This is a genomic window from Tsukamurella conjunctivitidis (assembly GCF_007858475.1).
Classification (GTDB): domain Bacteria; phylum Actinomycetota; class Actinomycetes; order Mycobacteriales; family Mycobacteriaceae; genus Tsukamurella; species Tsukamurella conjunctivitidis.
The window spans coordinates 274,525-290,882 of record NZ_VIGX01000005.1 but is presented as its reverse complement, the minus strand read 5'-3'; the positions used below and the strand labels follow the sequence as shown (position 1 = coordinate 290,882).

Annotated in this window: 16 protein-coding genes; 7 read left to right on the top strand and 9 right to left on the bottom strand. The window is 70.4% G+C overall.

Features of this window, described 5'->3' with window-relative positions:
• Positions 1-2: 2 nt before the first annotated feature.
• The 3 genes from FK530_RS12115 to FK530_RS12105 form a co-directional block, all read right to left on the bottom strand.
• Complete coding sequence (locus FK530_RS12115; protein WP_146487267.1) at positions 3-1,739, bottom strand: type I restriction-modification system subunit M; 1,737 nt, start codon at positions 1,737-1,739, stop codon at positions 3-5.
• A gap of 577 nt (positions 1,740-2,316) precedes the next feature.
• The gene (gene ilvA / locus FK530_RS12110; RefSeq protein WP_146487266.1) at positions 2,317-3,639 is read right to left on the bottom strand and encodes a threonine ammonia-lyase IlvA; all 1,323 of its coding nucleotides are present in this window, start codon (positions 3,637-3,639) and stop codon (positions 2,317-2,319) included.
• A 34-nt stretch (positions 3,640-3,673) separates the two neighbouring features.
• Positions 3,674-4,108, bottom strand: coding sequence for a hypothetical protein (locus tag FK530_RS12105; protein ID WP_146487265.1), 435 nt, complete (start codon positions 4,106-4,108; stop codon positions 3,674-3,676).
• A gap of 25 nt (positions 4,109-4,133) precedes the next feature.
• On the opposite strand from FK530_RS12105, the gene FK530_RS12100 reads away from it, so the two are divergent.
• The 6 genes from FK530_RS12100 to FK530_RS12075 are packed head-to-tail and all read left to right on the top strand — an operon-like array spanning position 4,134 to position 9,714.
• The gene (locus tag FK530_RS12100) at positions 4,134-5,258 is read left to right on the top strand and encodes a sensor histidine kinase (protein ID WP_158645088.1); all 1,125 of its coding nucleotides are present in this window, start codon (positions 4,134-4,136) and stop codon (positions 5,256-5,258) included.
• A complete protein-coding gene (locus FK530_RS12095) occupies positions 5,259-5,972 on the top strand; it encodes a response regulator transcription factor (protein ID WP_269434166.1) in 714 nt (237 codons plus the stop codon).
• A 42-nt stretch (positions 5,973-6,014) separates the two neighbouring features.
• Positions 6,015-6,989 carry an amino acid ABC transporter permease gene (locus tag FK530_RS12090; RefSeq protein ID WP_146487263.1) on the top strand — a complete coding sequence of 325 codons (975 nt, stop codon included), beginning with the start codon at positions 6,015-6,017 and terminating at the stop codon, positions 6,987-6,989.
• On the top strand, positions 6,986-7,756 hold the full coding sequence (locus FK530_RS12085; RefSeq protein WP_146487262.1) for an amino acid ABC transporter ATP-binding protein: 771 nt from the start codon (positions 6,986-6,988) through the stop codon (positions 7,754-7,756). The genes FK530_RS12090 and FK530_RS12085 overlap by 4 nt, the downstream gene beginning before the upstream one ends.
• A gap of 32 nt (positions 7,757-7,788) precedes the next feature.
• Positions 7,789-8,706, top strand: coding sequence for an ABC transporter substrate-binding protein (locus FK530_RS12080; protein ID WP_146487261.1), 918 nt, complete (start codon positions 7,789-7,791; stop codon positions 8,704-8,706).
• Between the two features lie 3 nt (positions 8,707-8,709).
• On the top strand, positions 8,710-9,714 hold the full coding sequence (locus FK530_RS12075; protein WP_146487260.1) for an LLM class flavin-dependent oxidoreductase: 1,005 nt from the start codon (positions 8,710-8,712) through the stop codon (positions 9,712-9,714).
• Here the strand turns inward: FK530_RS12075 and FK530_RS12070 are convergent.
• The 5 genes from FK530_RS12070 to FK530_RS12050 all read right to left on the bottom strand — a co-directional run bounded on the left by FK530_RS12070 (position 9,711) and on the right by FK530_RS12050 (position 15,365).
• On the bottom strand, positions 9,711-11,336 hold the full coding sequence (locus tag FK530_RS12070; protein WP_146487259.1) for a class I adenylate-forming enzyme family protein: 1,626 nt from the start codon (positions 11,334-11,336) through the stop codon (positions 9,711-9,713). The genes FK530_RS12075 and FK530_RS12070 overlap by 4 nt on opposite strands.
• Before the next feature lie 55 nt (positions 11,337-11,391).
• Positions 11,392-12,729 (bottom strand): NtaA/DmoA family FMN-dependent monooxygenase, encoded by a 1,338-nt coding sequence (locus tag FK530_RS12065; protein WP_146487258.1) that lies wholly within the window; start codon positions 12,727-12,729, stop codon positions 11,392-11,394.
• On the bottom strand, positions 12,714-13,742 hold the full coding sequence (locus FK530_RS12060) for an MsnO8 family LLM class oxidoreductase (RefSeq protein WP_146487257.1): 1,029 nt from the start codon (positions 13,740-13,742) through the stop codon (positions 12,714-12,716). Before FK530_RS12060 ends, FK530_RS12065 begins: the two co-directional genes overlap by 16 nt.
• Positions 13,742-14,836 carry an LLM class flavin-dependent oxidoreductase gene (locus tag FK530_RS12055; protein ID WP_146487256.1) on the bottom strand — a complete coding sequence of 365 codons (1,095 nt, stop codon included), beginning with the start codon at positions 14,834-14,836 and terminating at the stop codon, positions 13,742-13,744. The genes FK530_RS12060 and FK530_RS12055 overlap by 1 nt, the downstream gene beginning before the upstream one ends.
• A 73-nt stretch (positions 14,837-14,909) precedes the next feature.
• Positions 14,910-15,365, bottom strand: a complete 456-nt coding sequence (locus FK530_RS12050) for a cupin domain-containing protein (RefSeq protein WP_231706605.1) — start codon at positions 15,363-15,365, stop codon at positions 14,910-14,912.
• A gap of 85 nt (positions 15,366-15,450) precedes the next feature.
• Between FK530_RS12050 and FK530_RS12045 the strand changes: the two genes are divergently transcribed.
• Positions 15,451-15,927: a MarR family winged helix-turn-helix transcriptional regulator gene (locus FK530_RS12045; RefSeq protein ID WP_231706604.1), complete on the top strand. Its 477-nt coding sequence runs from the start codon at positions 15,451-15,453 to the stop codon at positions 15,925-15,927.
• Here FK530_RS12045 and FK530_RS12040 read toward each other — a convergent pair whose 3' ends face one another.
• Positions 15,928-16,356, bottom strand: coding sequence for a prepilin peptidase (locus tag FK530_RS12040; protein WP_146487253.1), 429 nt, complete (start codon positions 16,354-16,356; stop codon positions 15,928-15,930).
• Positions 16,357-16,358: the final 2 nt, after the last annotated feature.

The following is a 16,358-nucleotide window of genomic DNA, read 5'->3' as shown; positions in this document are numbered from 1 at the left end:
GGTCACCCCTCTACCTCCCGCAGCAGGTTCATGATCTTCGCGACCTGCTTCTCTAAGTCGGCGTCGATCTCGGCGAGGGGGCGGGGAGGGATGTACTTGTAGAATTGGCGCGTGAACGGGATCTCGTATCCGACTTTGGTCTTCGTCTCTTCGATCCAAGCGTCCGGTACGTGCGGCAGGACCTCCGCTTCGAAGTACGCCTCGATCGTCGCGTCCCGGCCGGCCTGCCCGTCGGTGTTGCCGCCGTAGGTGAAGGGGATGTTCTCGGTATCGCGCTTCTTCGTATCGGGCTTCGGATTGCCCTTCCGGTCGGTCGACACCTTGCCGGCCGGCGTCAGCAACGGCCGCTCGACGGTCACAGTCCAGTAGCCGAAGTCGTCGGCGGTGAAGACCTTCGAGAAGTCGGGATCGGCCTCGTCGAACGCGTCGTAGAGCCCGAGGATCCGGTCCCGGGCGGCCTCGTCGAGCTCGCGGCTCTTGGCGCCGAGGCTCTTGCGCATCTTCGTCCAGAACGAGGTGGCGTCGATCAGCTGGACCTTGCCTTGCCGCTCGGGCCGTTTCGTGTTGTCCAGTATCCAGATGTAGGTGGCGATGGCGGTGTTGAAGAACATGTTCGTCGGCAACGCGACGATCGCCTCGACCAGGTCGGCTTCGAGGAGCCATTGCCGGATCTTCGACGGCCCCGACTCGGCGGCGCCGTTGAAAAGCGGTGAGCCGTTGAGGACGATGCCGGCGCGGCCGCCGCCGTCGTGCGCGGGCCGCATCTTGCTCGCGAGGTGGCTCAGGAACAGCATCTGCCCATCGCCGATCGCCGGCAGGCCGTGGGAGAAGCGGGAGTTCTGCGCGAGCGCCTCCTGCTTGACCGTCTCAGCGGACGCTTTCCAGTCCACACCGTAGGGCGGGTTGGACATGCAGAAGTCGAAGGTTCGGTCGAAGAATTTGTCCTCGGCCAGCGTGTCGCCAAGGCGAATGTTGCCCGGGTCCTGCCCCTTCGAGAGCATGTCGGACTTGCAGATCGCGTACGATTGGTCGTTGATCTCCTGCCCGTACAGCCGCAGCCGCGCATCCGGGTTCCGCTCCAGCAGCCGCTCCTCGGCGACCGAGAGCATGCCGCCGGTACCGGCCGTGGGGTCGTAGATGGTGCGGATGGTGCCGGGCTCGAGGAGCGCGTCGTTGTCCTCGGCGAACAGGAGGTCCACCATCAGCCGGATCGCATCGCGTGGGGTGTAGTGCTCGCCGGCCTCCTCGTTGGAGGCCTCCGCGAACTTGTAGATGAGGTGCTCGAACAGGTCGCCCATCTCGGCGTTGGGGACCACCTTCGGGTGCAGGTCGACGCTGGCGAACTGTGAGGTGACCAGGTACAGCCGGTCCTTCTCGTCCAGCGTCGCGATCTCGTTCTCGAACTTGAATCGGTCGAATACGTCGATGTTCCCGGAGAAGCTGTTGACGTAGTCGAGCAAGTTCGCTTCTAGACCCTCGGGGTCCTCGAGTAGGAGCTTGAAGTCGAACGGACTCGTGTTGTAGAACTGCAGCCCGGTCTTGCGCTTGACCTGCACCTCCAGAGCCCCACCGGCGTACTTCTCGGCGAGCTTGCGCATCTCGTCGCGGTGCGGCTCCATGATGCAGTCCAGGCGACGAAGGATGGTGAACGGCAGGATCACCCCGCCATACTGATGTGGTTTATACACCCCGCGGAGTTGATCCGCGATCCCCCACACGAAGTTGCCCAGCTTACTCACATCGCCCCCTGCCCGTCATTCCGCAACGTACCGTTACAGTGCGGGCCGTACCCGCCTTCAGGGCTTGAGGGTAGCCACCGTCCAACAACTGCGACCCCCAACCTGGCGAACCGCTGAACGACACGAACCGATGTCCCCGGAATGTAGCGTTCGACGGGTGACGGCGACGCTGTGCATGGACTTGGACACCGGTCTCGTCGACTTTCCATCCGGGATCGCGCGATCGATCCGGAGGTTCGGAACCGGTATGGGCGCCACTGTGACAACGCCGTTGGAATCCTCGCCGTGATAGAGCCTGGACGGACAAGGTGCTCTGGATTCGCCGCAATCGCGGACGTGTGCCCGAACCTCGGGCTTACCAGCGACTCATCCTGTCGCACCACAAGAACCTGAACGCCGGTGTCTTCCTCGTCGACGATCGCACCCGCAACGGCGCGGACAATTTTCTCGGGGAGCACGTGCACTTCGGGCACGCGGGCTTCGACAACTCGCAGACAGTGACGGCCTATCTGCTCTCGCGCTTGCTGAACTCGACCTTCCGGTCCTGCGATCGACACAGAAACTACAAACGCAGAAGCTACGTCAGGTAGCGGTACGCGGGCGAACCCGGCTCGAGCCGCTCACAGTGCAGGCGTGAGGAATCCATCCGCTCGAGCAGCGCACCGAGATCCCCGGCATGCCCGAGTTCGATGCCCACCAGCGCCTCGCCGGTGTCGCGGTTATTGCGCTTGACGTACTCGAACAGCGTCACGTCGTCGTCGGGGCCGAGCACCTCGTCGAGGAAGCGGCGCAGCGCGCCGGGCTCCTGCGGGAAGGCGACGAGGAAGTAGTGCTTGAGCCCCTGGTGCACCAGCGACCGCTCGATCACCTCGTTGTACCGCGACACGTCGTTGTTGCCACCGGACAGCAGGCACACGACCGTCGCGCCCGGCTCGAAGCGCAGCTGCGCCAGCGCGGCCACGGACAGCGCGCCCGCCGGCTCGGCGATGACGCCCTCGTTCTGGTAGAGGTCGAGCATGGCGGTGCAGATCGCGCCCTCGTCGACCTCGACGATCCCGAGCTCGCCGGCCGCCACATCACGGACCGCGTGGGCGGGCCACACCGCGGCGCCCTCGGAGACGGCGACGTCGTAGCCGATGCCGCCGATCTTCTTCACGGCAGCACCGTCGACGAACGGGTCGATGGTCGGGAGGTCGATCGGGCCGCCCGCCTCGATCGCGCGGGCCAACGACGGTGCGCCCGCGGGCTCGGCGCCCACGATCGTGGCGGAGGCGGACTGCGACCGCAGGTATCGGGTGACGCCGGCGAAGCAGCCCGCACCGCCGACAGGCATCACGGTGACGTCGGGGACGACGCCGCCGAGCTGTTCGACGAGCTCGACACCGATGGTGCCCTGCCCGGCGGTGGTGCGGGGATCGTCGAAGGCGTGTACCCAGGTCGCGCCGGTCGAGGCGACGTCCTCCTGGGCCGCGGCGGCCGCGGCGTCGTAGGTCTCGCCGGTGGCGATCAGCTCGACGTACCGGCCGCCGTGCGCCCGGATCCGGTCGCGCTTCTGCTTGGGCGTGGTGGTCGGGACGTAGATGCGCCCGTGCACCTCCATCGCGCGGCACGCGAAGGCGACGCCCTGCGCGTGGTTACCGGCCGAGGCCGCGACCACGCCGGCCGCCTTCTCCGCCTCGGTGAGCTGCGCCATCAGGTTGTAGGCGCCGCGGATCTTGTACGAGCGCACCACCTGCAGGTCCTCGCGCTTGAGGTAGACCTTCGCACCGGTCAGCGCGGAGAGCCGATCGCAGTGCTGCAGCGGGCTCACCGACACCACTCCGGCGAGCCGCGCGCGGGCCTCGATGATCGAGTGCACCGTCAGGTCGGCGGCGGCACTGGACATCGATGACGTAGACATGCCCGCCATTTTCCCACCCACGCCGCGGCGCGGCTCACCCCACCCACGGACCGGGGATCGTCGGCGGCGCACCGGACCGTCGCCGACGCACGGAACGCACCGTTTCGACCGCGGCGTAGCCCAGCGCGAGCCACACCGTCAGGCTCATCACGCCACCCACCAGGAGGAAGATCAGCCCCGCCATCCACAGCCCGGTGTCGTCGCGCGACGCCCACGCCACCCACGGGATCGCGAAGCCCACGACCGCGACCACGGGGATCAGCGCCATGAGCGAGAGCCGCCGGAGGTACCAGAAGGCGGCGGTACACGCGAGCACGATCACCGCGCCGCACGCGATCACCTGCCACGGCCGGTAGGGCCCCTGCGCCACACCGTCGACCTCGTAGTACTCCTGGTCCCACCCCAGGAAGGCGAACCAGGCCCCCGCCGACACGACGGCGAGCCCCACCAGCACCACTGCGACGCGCATGCCGCCACTCTGCCATCATTGCCTGGTGTTCGACGGTGACCGCATGCGCTTCGGATTCGCCGCCTCGGTCATCGGTCTGGGCCTCGCGGCTGTCACCGTCCGCTGGGGCGAGCACCTCCCGCTCGCGCCGATCCTCTTCGCGGTGGTGTGTCTCGTCGTCGCGTCCCGAGCGGCGCCCGGGACCGTGCTCCCCGAACGCGCGTGGATCGGCGTGGAGGCGATCGGGGCCGTGGCGGGAGCCGCGTTCTTCGTCCTGCAGCCGAATCCCGGCACGGGCGTCCTGCTGTACGTCTCCGCCGTCTACTACGGTGTCCGCTTCCCCCAACGGGTCTCGATCCCCCTCGCGGCGCTCCTCGGCGGCACCGTCGCACTCGGGCTCGGACTGCAGCGCTCGGGGGATTTCTGGATCGGCTTCACGATCGCCGTCACGGTCTGGGCCGGCATCGCCCGGCGGACGCGCCACGAGCGGACCCGGGCGCTCGAACAGCTGGTGGAACAGACCAGGCTCACGGCGGACTCCGAGGCGCGCAGCAGCGCGCTCGCGGAGCGGGCCCGCATCGCCCGCGACCTGCACGACGTCCTCGCCCATACGCTCTCCGGTGCCGGGATGCAGCTCGAGCTCGCCGACGCCCTTCTCGAAGCGAACCGTCCCGCCGACGCCCGCGCCGCCGTGCAGCGCGCCCGTGGCGCCATCGCCGACGGCGTCACCGAGGCCCGCGGCGCCGTCCACGCCCTGCGGGAGGACACCGTCGATCTGCCTGCGGCACTGGCCGCGCTCGCCGACGGACCCGACGAGGCCGTGGAGACGCAGCCCGTCGAGCTGACGGACCCGCAGGCCCGGGCGGTGCTGCGCGTCGCACAGGAGGCGATCACCAACGCCCGACGGTACGCCGCGGGCGCGCCCGTCACGGCCCGCGTCTCCCCCGCGCCCGACGGTGCCGAGCTCACCGTGACCAACGGGGCCGGGACCGACACGCAGACCCACGGCTCCGGCATGGGACTGATCGGCATGCGCGAGCGTGCGGCCGAAGTCGGTGGCACGCTGCACGCAGGACCGACCGCCGAGGGAGGCTGGTCCGTCCGGCTGTTCCTCCCCCGTGCGACGGACCACGCGTCCGAAGGCTCGCCCGAACCGACGAAGGAGCTGTGAGTGACGATCGAGGGGCAGGGCGACCGGCCTGCGAGCGAAGACGTCCGTGTGGTCGTGGCCGACGACCAGGCGACGGTGCGCGACGCGCTCGCCGCGATGCTCGACCTCTCGCCCGGCATCGCCGTGGTCGGCGCGGCGGCGGACGGGGTGGAGGCGGTGGCGCTGGTCCGGGAACACCGTCCCGACGTGCTGCTCACCGACCTGCGGATGCCCAACCTCGACGGTGCCGGCGCCACCGCGCGAGTCCTCGCCGACGCGCCGGAGACGGCCGTCGTCCTGCTCACGACCTTCGACGACGAGGAGTCGATCCTGCAGGGGCTGCAGGCCGGTGCCCGAGGATATCTCACCAAGAACGCGGGGCGCGCCGAGATCGCGGCGGCGATCATGGCGGCCGCCGCCGGGCAGTCCGTGCTCGATCCGGTCGTACAACAGCGCCTGCTCGTCTCGGCGACCGGCAGGTCCGGGCAGCGCGCGGCACCGTCGGAACCCGCGACGGCACCGCCGGTCGATCTGACGCCCCGCGAGACCGAGGTGTTGCGCCTCATCGCCGACGGCCTCACGAACCGAGAGATCGCCGCCCGCCTGTTCGTCAGCGAGTCGACGGTGAAGACGCACATCAACAATCTGTTCGCGAAGGCCCGGCTCCGGGACCGCGCCCACGCCGTGCGGTACGCCTTCGATTCCGGGATCGCCGCATCCGGTCAGGGCGATTGAAAACCTTCTTCTCTGCGCGCCAACGACTTACGGTCGTACCTCATGGCGACAACGATTCTCTCCCCGTCGCGGCCTGCGCAGGGCCCGCCGGCGGACACCTCGACGGGACCGGTGCGCCTCGTGCCGCGCCGCCGCCCCGGGCGCTGGGTGGCGGCCGCCGTGGTCGCGGTCCTCGGCGCGATGTTGGCGCACACCCTGTTCACCAATGAGCGTTTCGAGTGGCCGACGGTCGCCCATTACTTCACGCAGGAGTCGGTCCTCAAGGGCCTCTGGCTCACCCTATGGCTCACCGCGGTCACCTTCGCCGCGGGATTCGTCCTCGGCATCGGCCTCGCGGCCATGCGACTGTGGGGTGGGCCCGTACTCCGCACGGTGTCCTTCGTGTTCGTCTGGCTGGTGCGATCGGTGCCGCCGCTGGTGCTGCTGCTGTTCTGGTTCCAACTCGCGTCCCTGTACCCGCAGTTGTCGCTGGGCATCCCCTTCGGCCCCGAGTTCGTCACGTTCAACACCACGCACCTCATCAGCGGTCTGGTCGCGGCGTTCATCGCGTTGACCATCGACGTCGCTGCGTTCGCCGCGGAGATCGTGCGCGGCGGACTGGTGTCCGTCGACCCGGGGCAGACGGAGGCCGCGCGGTCGCTGGGGCTGAGCCCGCGACGCATCTTCCGCCGCATCGTGCTTCCGCAGGCGATGCCCGCCATCATCCCCGCGTCCGGCAATCTGCTGATCGGGCTGCTCAAGTCGACGTCACTGGTGAGCGTCATCGCCGTGACCGATCTGCTGTACTCGGTGCAGCTGGTCTACAACCAGAACTTCAAGGTGATGCCGCTGCTGCTGGTGGCGACGATCTGGTACATCGTGATCACCTCGGTGCTGGCCGTGGGCCAGTACTTCGTGGAGCGACACTTCCGCCGGGGCCACCGGGATGCCCGTCTCTTCCGCGAGATCGTCGCCGACGCGGCACGCCTGCGCCCACGGCTCCCCCGCACTGTCCGCGCGGCGGGAGACCGGGCATGAGCGCGATCGAGGTCCGCGGGCTCCGGAAGTCCTTCGGCGGCACCGAGGTGCTGCGCGGCGTCGACCTGGACGTCGCGCAGGGCGAGGTCGCCATCATCCTCGGGCCCTCCGGGTCCGGGAAGTCGACCCTGCTGCGCTGCATCAACCACCTGGAGCAGCCCGACGCCGGGTACGTGCGGGTGAACGACGACCTGATCGGCTACCGCGAGGCGCGGCGTCGCGGTGGAACGAGCGTCCTCCGCGAGCTGCACCCCCGAGACGTGGCGGGGCAGCGCCGCCGCATCGGCATGGTCTTCCAGCAGTTCAACCTCTTTCCGCACTTCACCGTCCTGGAGAACCTCACCGAGGGGCAGCTCGCCACCGGTGTCGCGCCCGCCGAGGCCGCTGAGCGCGGCCGCGAGCTCCTCGCCCGTGTCGGGCTCGCGGGCCGCGAGAAGGCGTACCCGTCGCAGCTCTCGGGCGGCCAGCAGCAGCGCGTCGCGATTGCCCGCACCCTGGCCATGCGGCCCGACGTCGTGCTCTTCGACGAGCCCACCTCGGCGCTCGACCCGGAGCTGGTCGGCGAGGTGCTGGCCGTGATCCGGGACCTCGCGGAGTCGGGCATGACCCTCGTCGTGGTGACGCACGAGATCGGCTTCGCCCGCGATGTCGCCGACACCGTGATCTTCATGGACGACGGCCGCATCGTCGAGACCGGCCGGCCCGACGCGATCTTCGCCGACGCCGAGCACCCCCGCACCCGCGAATTCCTCGCGGCCGTGCGCTGATCCCCCGCTAGATCCGAGTCCAAGGAGACCCCATGCGCAGCCGCGCCCTGCTCGCCCTGCCCCTGATCGCCGCCGCCACGCTCCTGTCGGCGTGCGGCGGCTCGTCCGATCCGGCGGCACAGAGCTCGAGCTACCCGATCCCGACGCAGGACGTGGTGTCGTCCGTCGCCGTCGACCCGGCCGCCCAGGCACTGCTGCCGGCCGGCACGAAGGAGCTGACGCTGGGGCTCACCCGGCAGCCGGGCATCAACAACCTGCCGCACGCCGGGGAGATCCCCGACGGCAACCCGGTGGGCCTGGACGTGGATCTCCGCAACGCCGTGGCCAAGGCCCTCGGCGTGACCTGGAAGCAGGAGATCGGGACTTTCTCCACGATCATCCCGGGGGTGCAGAACGGCCGGTACCAGGTGGGCCAGGGCAACTTCGGCGTCACCAAGCCGCGCCTCGAGGTCGTCGACTTCGCGACCTACCTCAACGACGGACAGTCCTTCGTCGGCTCCTCGAACTCCGGCCTCACCGGCGTCAAGACGCTGGAGGACCTGTGCGGCAAGAAGATCGTCACCGGCTCGGGCACCACCTTCCAGCAGATCCTCGAGAAGGGCGTGCAGCAGTGCACGTCGAAGGGCAAGCCCGCGTACACCGTCCAGTACCTCGACGATCAGGGCGCGGTGATCCTGAGCCTGCAGAACAACAAGGTGGACGCCTACTTCGGCCCCACGCTCTCGCTGCGCTACCTCGTGGACAAGGTCCCCGGCACGACGTTCCTGGGTGAGTACTCCACGACGGTGGTCGGTTTCGTCACCGCGAAGGGATCCCCGATCGCGCCGGCCATCGCACAGGCGATCAACACCCTCATCGCACGCGGCGAGTACCAGCGGCTGTTCGAGAAGTGGAAGGTGCCGACCTCGGCGCTGCCGAAGTCCGAGATCAACCCGGCGGCGGGGTTCTGACCGATGACGATCGATTCGCTCGCCTTCCTCACTCCGGGCAATTACGAGGACGGCGACCCGGCCGCCGGGCTCGAGGACACTCTGCGCCTCATCGAGTTCGGCGAGCGACTGGGCTATCGCGGCGCCTGGGTGCGCCAACGGCATCTGGAGCACGGGATATCCTCCGCCGCGGTCTTCCTCGGCGCGGCCTCGCAGCGCACCGCCACGATCGAGTTGGGCACCGCCGTCATCCCGATCGGCTACGAGAACCCCTTCCGGCTGGCGGAGGACCTGTCCCTCGCCGACGCCCTGGCGCGCGGACGCGTCCAGGCCGGCTTCTCCACCGGGATGCCGCACGCGGACCTGCTCGCGGACGTGGTGTTCGAGCACCTTCCCACCGACACCGGGTACGCGCGGGTGGCGCGCACCGTCGAGCACCTGCGGGGCGCCTACCTCGGCGATGACGACACGCGGATCGAGTCCCCCGGCAACGTGCAGCGGCCGCGCCTGCAGCCGCACACCCCCGGATTGGCCGACCGATCCTGGTACGGCGGAACGTCGCTCGGTTCGGCGCGATGGACCGGCGAGGCCGGACTGCACCTGCTCACCGGCAACATCGTCTCCGCCGGGGGCATCGATTCCGACGACTTCGGCACCGTCCAGGCCGCGCTCATCGACGAGTACCGCAGGGCCGGCGGCGCGGACCGGCGGGTGGCCGTCGGGCGCGTGATCGTCCCGACGGACAGCGCCGACCGAGCCACGGCGGAGCGCTACCGGGCCTACGCACGCTCGCGGTACGAGCGGACCCTGGCGGCCCACGGCGAGAAGCGCACGCTGTTCGCGGAGGATCTCGTGGGTCCGATCGCGGAGATCGCCGAGCGACTCGTCGCCGACCCGGCGTTCTCCCCGGAGACGGGGCCGGTCACCGAGTTCCGGCTCGAGCTGCCCTACGAGTTCGATGTCCGCGACTACGAGCAGATCCTCACCGATGCCCGCGGCCTGGTGCCCGCGCTCTCCTCGGCGGCCTAGGTCCGCGTCTCCCGCAGCGTCCGCACCAGGTTCTTCTGGATCTTGCCTGTCGCCGTCTTGGGGAGCGCATCGACGAAGACGATCTCCTTGGGCGCCTTGAACCCCGCGAGGTTCTGCTTCGCGTACTCGAGCAGGACGGCACCGTCGGCCTCGGCCGCCGGTGCACTGACGACGAAGGCGGTGACCGCCTCGCCCCAGCGCTCGTGCGGGACACCGACGACGGCGACCTCGGCGACGGCGTCGTGGCCGAGGAGCACCCGCTCGACCTCGACGGAGGAGACGTTCTCGCCGCCCGACTTGATGATGTCCTTCGCGCGGTCGGTGAAGTAGACGACGCCCGCGTCGTCCAGGTAGCCGATGTCGCCGCCGTGGAACCAGCCGTGTGCGAAGGCCTCCGCGTTCGCGGCCGCGTTGTTCCAGTAGCCCTCCATGAGCTGCGGCGCGCGGTAGACGATCTCGCCGACCTCGCCGGGCGGGAGCAGCGCCCCGTCGTCGCCCATGATCGCGACGTCGGTGGAGACGGTCGCGGGGCCCCAGGAGTCGTCCTTGACGCCCTGGTGACCCGACCACTGCAGTTCCGACGCCGGCGTCGTCTCGGTCTGGCCCGAGCCGAGAATGATGGCGGCCGAGGCGAACCTGGCCCGCAGCGCGGCGAGCAGCTCCGGCGGCATCGGTGCCATCGCGTACATGCCCGCGACGAGCGACGCGGTGTTGTCGTCGTCCAGTTCGGGGCGGGCCAGCAGCGCCGCCCACATCATCGGCAGGAGGGTGATGTGGGTGACGCGGTGATCGACGAACGCGCGGGCCAGCTTCTCGGGGTCGAATCCCCGCAGCAGCACCGCCGTGCCACCGGTGACGAGCGTCGGCATGAGCAGCGCGTCGAGGGCCGTGACGTGGAAGAGCGGCAGCGCGATCGGCTGGACCACGGGCTGTACATCAGGGCGCAGGCCCAGCCCGAGTGCGGAGGACAGCGCCGAGATGTGCACCGCGACATGGCTGGTGACGACGCCCTTGGGCCGCGCAGTGGTGCCGGACGTGTACAGGCAGTGCAGGATGTCGCGGTCCTCGACGATCGTCTCCACCACGGAGTCGTCGGGGTCAACCACCTCGGCGAAGCCGGTCGACGGGACGCCGCCCACCTCGCCCGGGATCTCGCCCGCGCCGTTCGAGACGACGTAGACCGCCTCGACCGCGTGGCCGGCGGCACCGAGCGCAGCGGTGAGAGCGGGCGCGAAGACGTCCTCGGTGATGACGGCGCGCACGCCGCTGTCGGCCAGCTGGTACGCCACGTCGCCCGGGGCCAGGAGCAGGTTCAGCGGCATCGCGACCACACCGAGCTTGGCGCAGGCGAACACAGAGACCACGAACTCCCAGCGGTTCTGCAGCTGGAGCGCGATCGCGTCACCGCGCTGGTAGCCGCGCGCCTGCAGCCCCCGGGCGAGGGCGTTCGCCCGGCTCTCGAGTTGCCGGTAGGTGACGGTGTGGTCACCGTCGACGATGGCGGGCCGGTCCCCGAAGGACCGGGCGGCGCGGGTCGGCAGGTCGCCCAGGCAGACGCGGTGGGTCAGGTTGACGACAAGGGGGTCGACACCGCTGAGATCGGGGCGCATCGATCGACTCATGGCCGCACGCTAGCCCGTTCCCACGGCGTCCGCGGGGCGAACGAGTGAAGATCCACTAACCCGCGCGCTGCGCCGCGGTCTCCTCCGGCAGTGGCAGGCCGAGATGCTCGCGCACCGTGGTGCCCTCGTACTCGGTCCGGAAAGCACCGCGCTCCTGCAGCAACGGGACGACGCCGTCGATGAACTCGTCCAAGCCCGTGGGCGTGAGGTGCGGCACCAGGATGAAGCCGTCCGCGGCGTCCGCCTGGATAAAGGTGTCGATCTCGTCGGCCACCTGGTGCGCGGTGCCCACGAACTGGGGCCGGGTGTTGAGCTCGATGACCAGTTCCCGGATCGACAGACCGCCCGCCTCGGCGCGGGAGCGGTAGGCGGCGACGATCTCCCGCGGGTCCGCATGCAGGACGCGCCCCTGCACCGCCTTCGCCTCGTAGACCGGTTCCACGTCGGGCAGTGGACCGTCGGGATCGTAGGACTGCAGCTCCCGGCCCCACACCTGCTCGAGGAAGTTGAGCGCCGTCTGCGGGCTCACCTGCCGCCGCCGGATGTCGCGCGCCTTCTCCTGCGCCTCCTCGGGCGTGTCGCCGATGACGGCGGCGGCGCCGGGGAAGACCTTGAGGTGCTCGGGGTTCCGTCCGCGGTCGGCGGCGCGTCGCTTGACGTCGGCGTAGAAGGCCCGGCCACTCTCGAGGGAGCCGTGCCGGGTGAAGATCGCGTCTGCCTGCGCCGCGGCGAAGTCGCGCCCCTCCCCGGAATCACCAGCCTGCAGGAGCACGGGGCGGCCCTGCGGCGAGGGTGGAAGCGGTGCGGCGCCCCGCACGTCGAACTGCGCGCCGTGGTGCACGATCTCACCGCGCTGCCAGCCCTCCCAGAACTTCCGTGCGACGGTGATGAACTCGTCGGCGCGGTGGTAGCGGTCGGCGTGCGCGAGGAAGCCACCGCGACGGAAGTTCTCGCCGGTGAAGGCGTCAGAGCTCGTCACCATGTTCCAGGCCGCGCGGCCCGCGCTGAGATGATCGAGCGTGGCGAACTGCCGGGCCACGTCGAAGGGCTCGTTGAAGGTGGTGTTGATCGTCCCCGCGAGGCCGATCCGGTCGGTCACCGCCGCCAGCGCGGACAGGACGGTGAAGGTATCGGGCCGGCCCACCACGTCGAGGTCGTGGATCCGCCCGAGGTGTTCGCGCAGCCGCAGGCCCTCGGCGAGGAAGAAGAAGTCGAACTTCGCGCGCTCGGCTGCACGGGCCAGGTACACGAAGGAATCGAACTCCACCTGACTGCGCGCCGCGGGGTCCGACCACACCGTGTTGTGGTTGACGCCCGGGAAGTGGGCGGCCAAGTGGATCGGCTTGCGGTGTGCGCCCTCCCGCACGGGGACCTCGGTCATAGCAGTCCCCATTCCTTGGCGAGCAGTTCGTGGCTGCGCAGGCGCGCGGCGTGGTCGTGGGTGACCGAGGTGATCACGAGTTCGTCGGCGCCGGTGCGCTCGGCGAGCGCACGCAGTCCGTCGGCGACGCGGCCGGCCTCGCCGACGAACTGGGTCTCGGTCCGGTCGGCGACCGCGGCGCGCTGATCGTCGGTGAGTGCGGAGCTGTCGCGCGGGTAGGCGATGGCGCCGCTGCCGTGGCGGATGGAGTGCACCCACGCGGGGAAGCCGGAGGCGAGCTCGCGAGCCTGGTCGTCGGTATCGCCGACCACCACGTCTGCGCTGACCACGAGGCGGGGCTCGGCGAGTCGCGCCGAGGGCCGGAAGGCGTCACGGTACGCCTGCGCCGCCTCGACGGTGGTTCTCGGGCTCACGTGGTAATTGGCGACGAAGGGCAGGCCGCGGGCGCCGGCCAGGCGAGCGCTCTCCCCCGCGCTGCTGCCGAAGATCCAGACGGGCGCGTCGTGGGCCGCCTCGGCGACGGGCGAACGCAGCGGGTGACCGTCTGCCACGAACGTGCCGGACACCAGGGCGAGGACGTCGTCGACCTGCTGCGTGTAGGTCGGCGGCTCGGCCTTCGGGTGGTAGAGCTGTTCGTAGCCGGCGACGATCGCCGGATTCGGTGCCGGCGCGCCCGGCGGGGGCGTCCGCAGGCGTTGCCCCGTCCTCCCGAGTCCGATGTCCACCCGGCCGGGGTGCAGGGAGGCGAGCACGCCGAAGGCGTCGGCGACGGCGGGTGCGGTGGTGAAGCCGATGAGCACGGCCGCGGAACCGACACGGATCCGGGTGGTGCGGGCCAGGATCTCGGCGATGAGGACGGCCGGAGCGGCGCTCGCGACGTGCGCGAAGTGGTGCTCGGCCACCCAGTACCGGCCGTACCCCCAGTCCTCCGCGCGCCGCGCGAGATCCAGGGTGTTGCGGAGTGCGTCCGACGGGGTTCCCCCGTCCGGGATCGGCGCCAGATCGAGGACGTTCAGGCCGGTCATCAGGCCCCCTTCACGGCGGCGAAGCGGTTGATCGCGGGCCCGAGACCCAGGATCTCGCGGAGCGTCCCCGTCCGCGGAGCCCCGGGCAGGAGCGGCGCGAAGGACGCGCGGAGCCTGGGCAGGTCCACGGCGTTGACGCCCGGGCGCAGCCGGGCGCCGTCGAAGCCGAGGGACTGCCAGCCAGCCACGGCGCGGGCGAGCGACTCCCCCGTACCGGCGAACACCCGGGTGTCGTCGTCCGCGGGTTCGCGGCGGTCCAGCTTCTCGATGCGGCGCAGCGCGGTCCGCTCGGAGTCGGCGAGGTGGACGGTCACGTCCACGAGAAGGAGCGGGACCCCGGAGGCTCGAAGCCGGCGGGCGGTCTCTGCCAACTCCTCGTCGCTACCTGCGGGCACAATCGCGAGATCCGCGTCCGCGGCGACCGATTCGGCGGCCGCGTCGGCGACGCGCACGACCACCGGCGGCCGCCCCTGCGGTGGCCGGGGCGTGATCGACGGACCCTTGACGGAGAAGTTCTCGCCCTGGAAGTCGATGTAGTGCAGTCGGTCCCGGTCGACGAACCGACCGGTGGCGACGTCCTTGACGATCGCCTCGTCCTCCCAGCTGTCCCAGAGGTCGCGCAGCACCTCGACGTACTCGCGGGCCTCGCCGGCGCGCGACGCCGCGTCCTGGGGGGCCTTGCGGCCGAAGAGCGCCGCGTCGGCAGCGGCGCCCGTGGTCGCCGGAAGCACTCCGGCACGGCCACCGCTGACGTAGTCGAGCGTCGCGATGGCCTTCGAGGCGTGGAAGGGCTCGGTGTGCGTGGCGGTGACGGTCGGGACCAGCCCGATCCGCGGGACCGCGGGCGCCACGCGGGCGGCGAGCAGGGTGGCGTCGAACCGGCCCGAGAGGCGGTCACGCCCGGAGAGGGAGAAGGAATCCTCGAAGGTCACGAGGTCGGCGGCGGCCGCCTCCGCGGAGCGGGCCAGCCCAACCCAGTGCTCCGCGGAGGTGGCCTCCAGTGGATCCGCTCCCACCTCCGCGAACGCTGCGGGATGCCAGCCGAAGGGCTCCAGGGCTATCCCGAGGACAGGGCGTGAGGTAGGCGCGGTCACGGATTCGACGGTAGGCGGCGCGGTTTCGTCTGTGACCCCTTGCGCTCACCGTGGATCCAAGGGAATCGTCGGCTCAGCCGCGCGGACGTTCGCGCCAGAGTGGACTGTCGACGAAGTGGTTGTCGTACTCGTCCTGCGCCGCGAGCAGCTCCGACGGTGCCGCCGCGCCGGATGCGACATCGCGGAGGAGCCGGAAGTACCCGAAGCGCTCCACGCCCGGCGTCAGCACGATGAGCGCCGTCGCCGCACGTCCGGCATGTGCGGCGAAGGCGTGCACCGTGTCCGGCGGGATCACGGCGAGCCCGCCCGCGGCGACCACGCGGAGTTCGTCGCCGATGAGCATCTCGAGCGCACCGTCGAGGATATGGAAGACCTCGGTCGACCTGGTGTGGAAATGGGGTGAGGCGCCGTCGGCACCGGCGGGAAGGTGCACGCGCTGCACGCTCACCGCTCCTCCCGTTGCCGCCGCGTCGACGAACAGCGCCACCTGCGGACCGTCCTCGCCGCCCACGATCTCAGGATCCTGCACGATCATGATCTTCCTCCATTGATTAGCCGTCTAACTACTAATGATTCACCATCTAACTATCTTGGTCAAGAGGTACCCTCGGCCCGTGCAGGACGTCGACGCCGCCATGGCCCAGTGGCACACCGAGTACCCCGATCTCGACACGCTGCCGATGAGCGTCATCGGACGTCTCGCGAATCTCGAGGCCGCCGGCCGCGCCGCCATCGAGGTTCCGTTGGAGCACGAGGGCCTCCGACGGGGCGAGTTCGATGTGCTCGCGACACTGCGCCGCTGCGGCGCACCGTATGCGCTCTCCCCGGCATCGCTCGCGGACCAGCTCCTGATAACCCGGGCCGGCCTGACCTCCCGGCTCGATCGTCTGGAGACGGCGGGGCTCGTCGCACGCAGCCCGAATCCGGCCGACGGCCGGGGGAAGACCGTGACGCTCACCGCGCACGGTCGTCGACTCGTCGAGCGCGTACTGCCCGGACACGTCGAGCGCGAGCGCGAACTCCTCTCCGCGCTGACCCGCGAGGAACTGCAGACGCTCGACGCACTCCTCCGGCGGCTCACCGCCGGCTGATCACGCCACGAGCACAGCCACGAGGGCGGCGGCGATCATCGCCGGGCCATGTGGCACCGTCCGATCGCGGGCGGCGATGGCCCAGGCGATGGTGACGACCTGCGCGCCCAGGACGGCGAGCAGCACCTCCGGCACACCGCTCGCGGCGCCGACCACCGCGCCGAGCGTCGGCGCCAGCTTCACGTCGCCGGCGCCCATCCCGCGCGCGAGGAAGGCGGCGGCGTTCACCGCCGTCCAGAGGGTGGCGCCGACCAAGGAGGCGGGCGCACCGTCGACCAGGGCCCAGAGCGAGCCGACCACAGCGACGCCCGCAGCGGGCAGCGTCAGCGCGTTCGGCAGGCGACGCTCGCGCACGTCGTACCAGCACAGCGCGGCGCACCACGACACGAACAGCGCCAGGACGAAACCCCCGAAGAGCCCCCACTCCACGG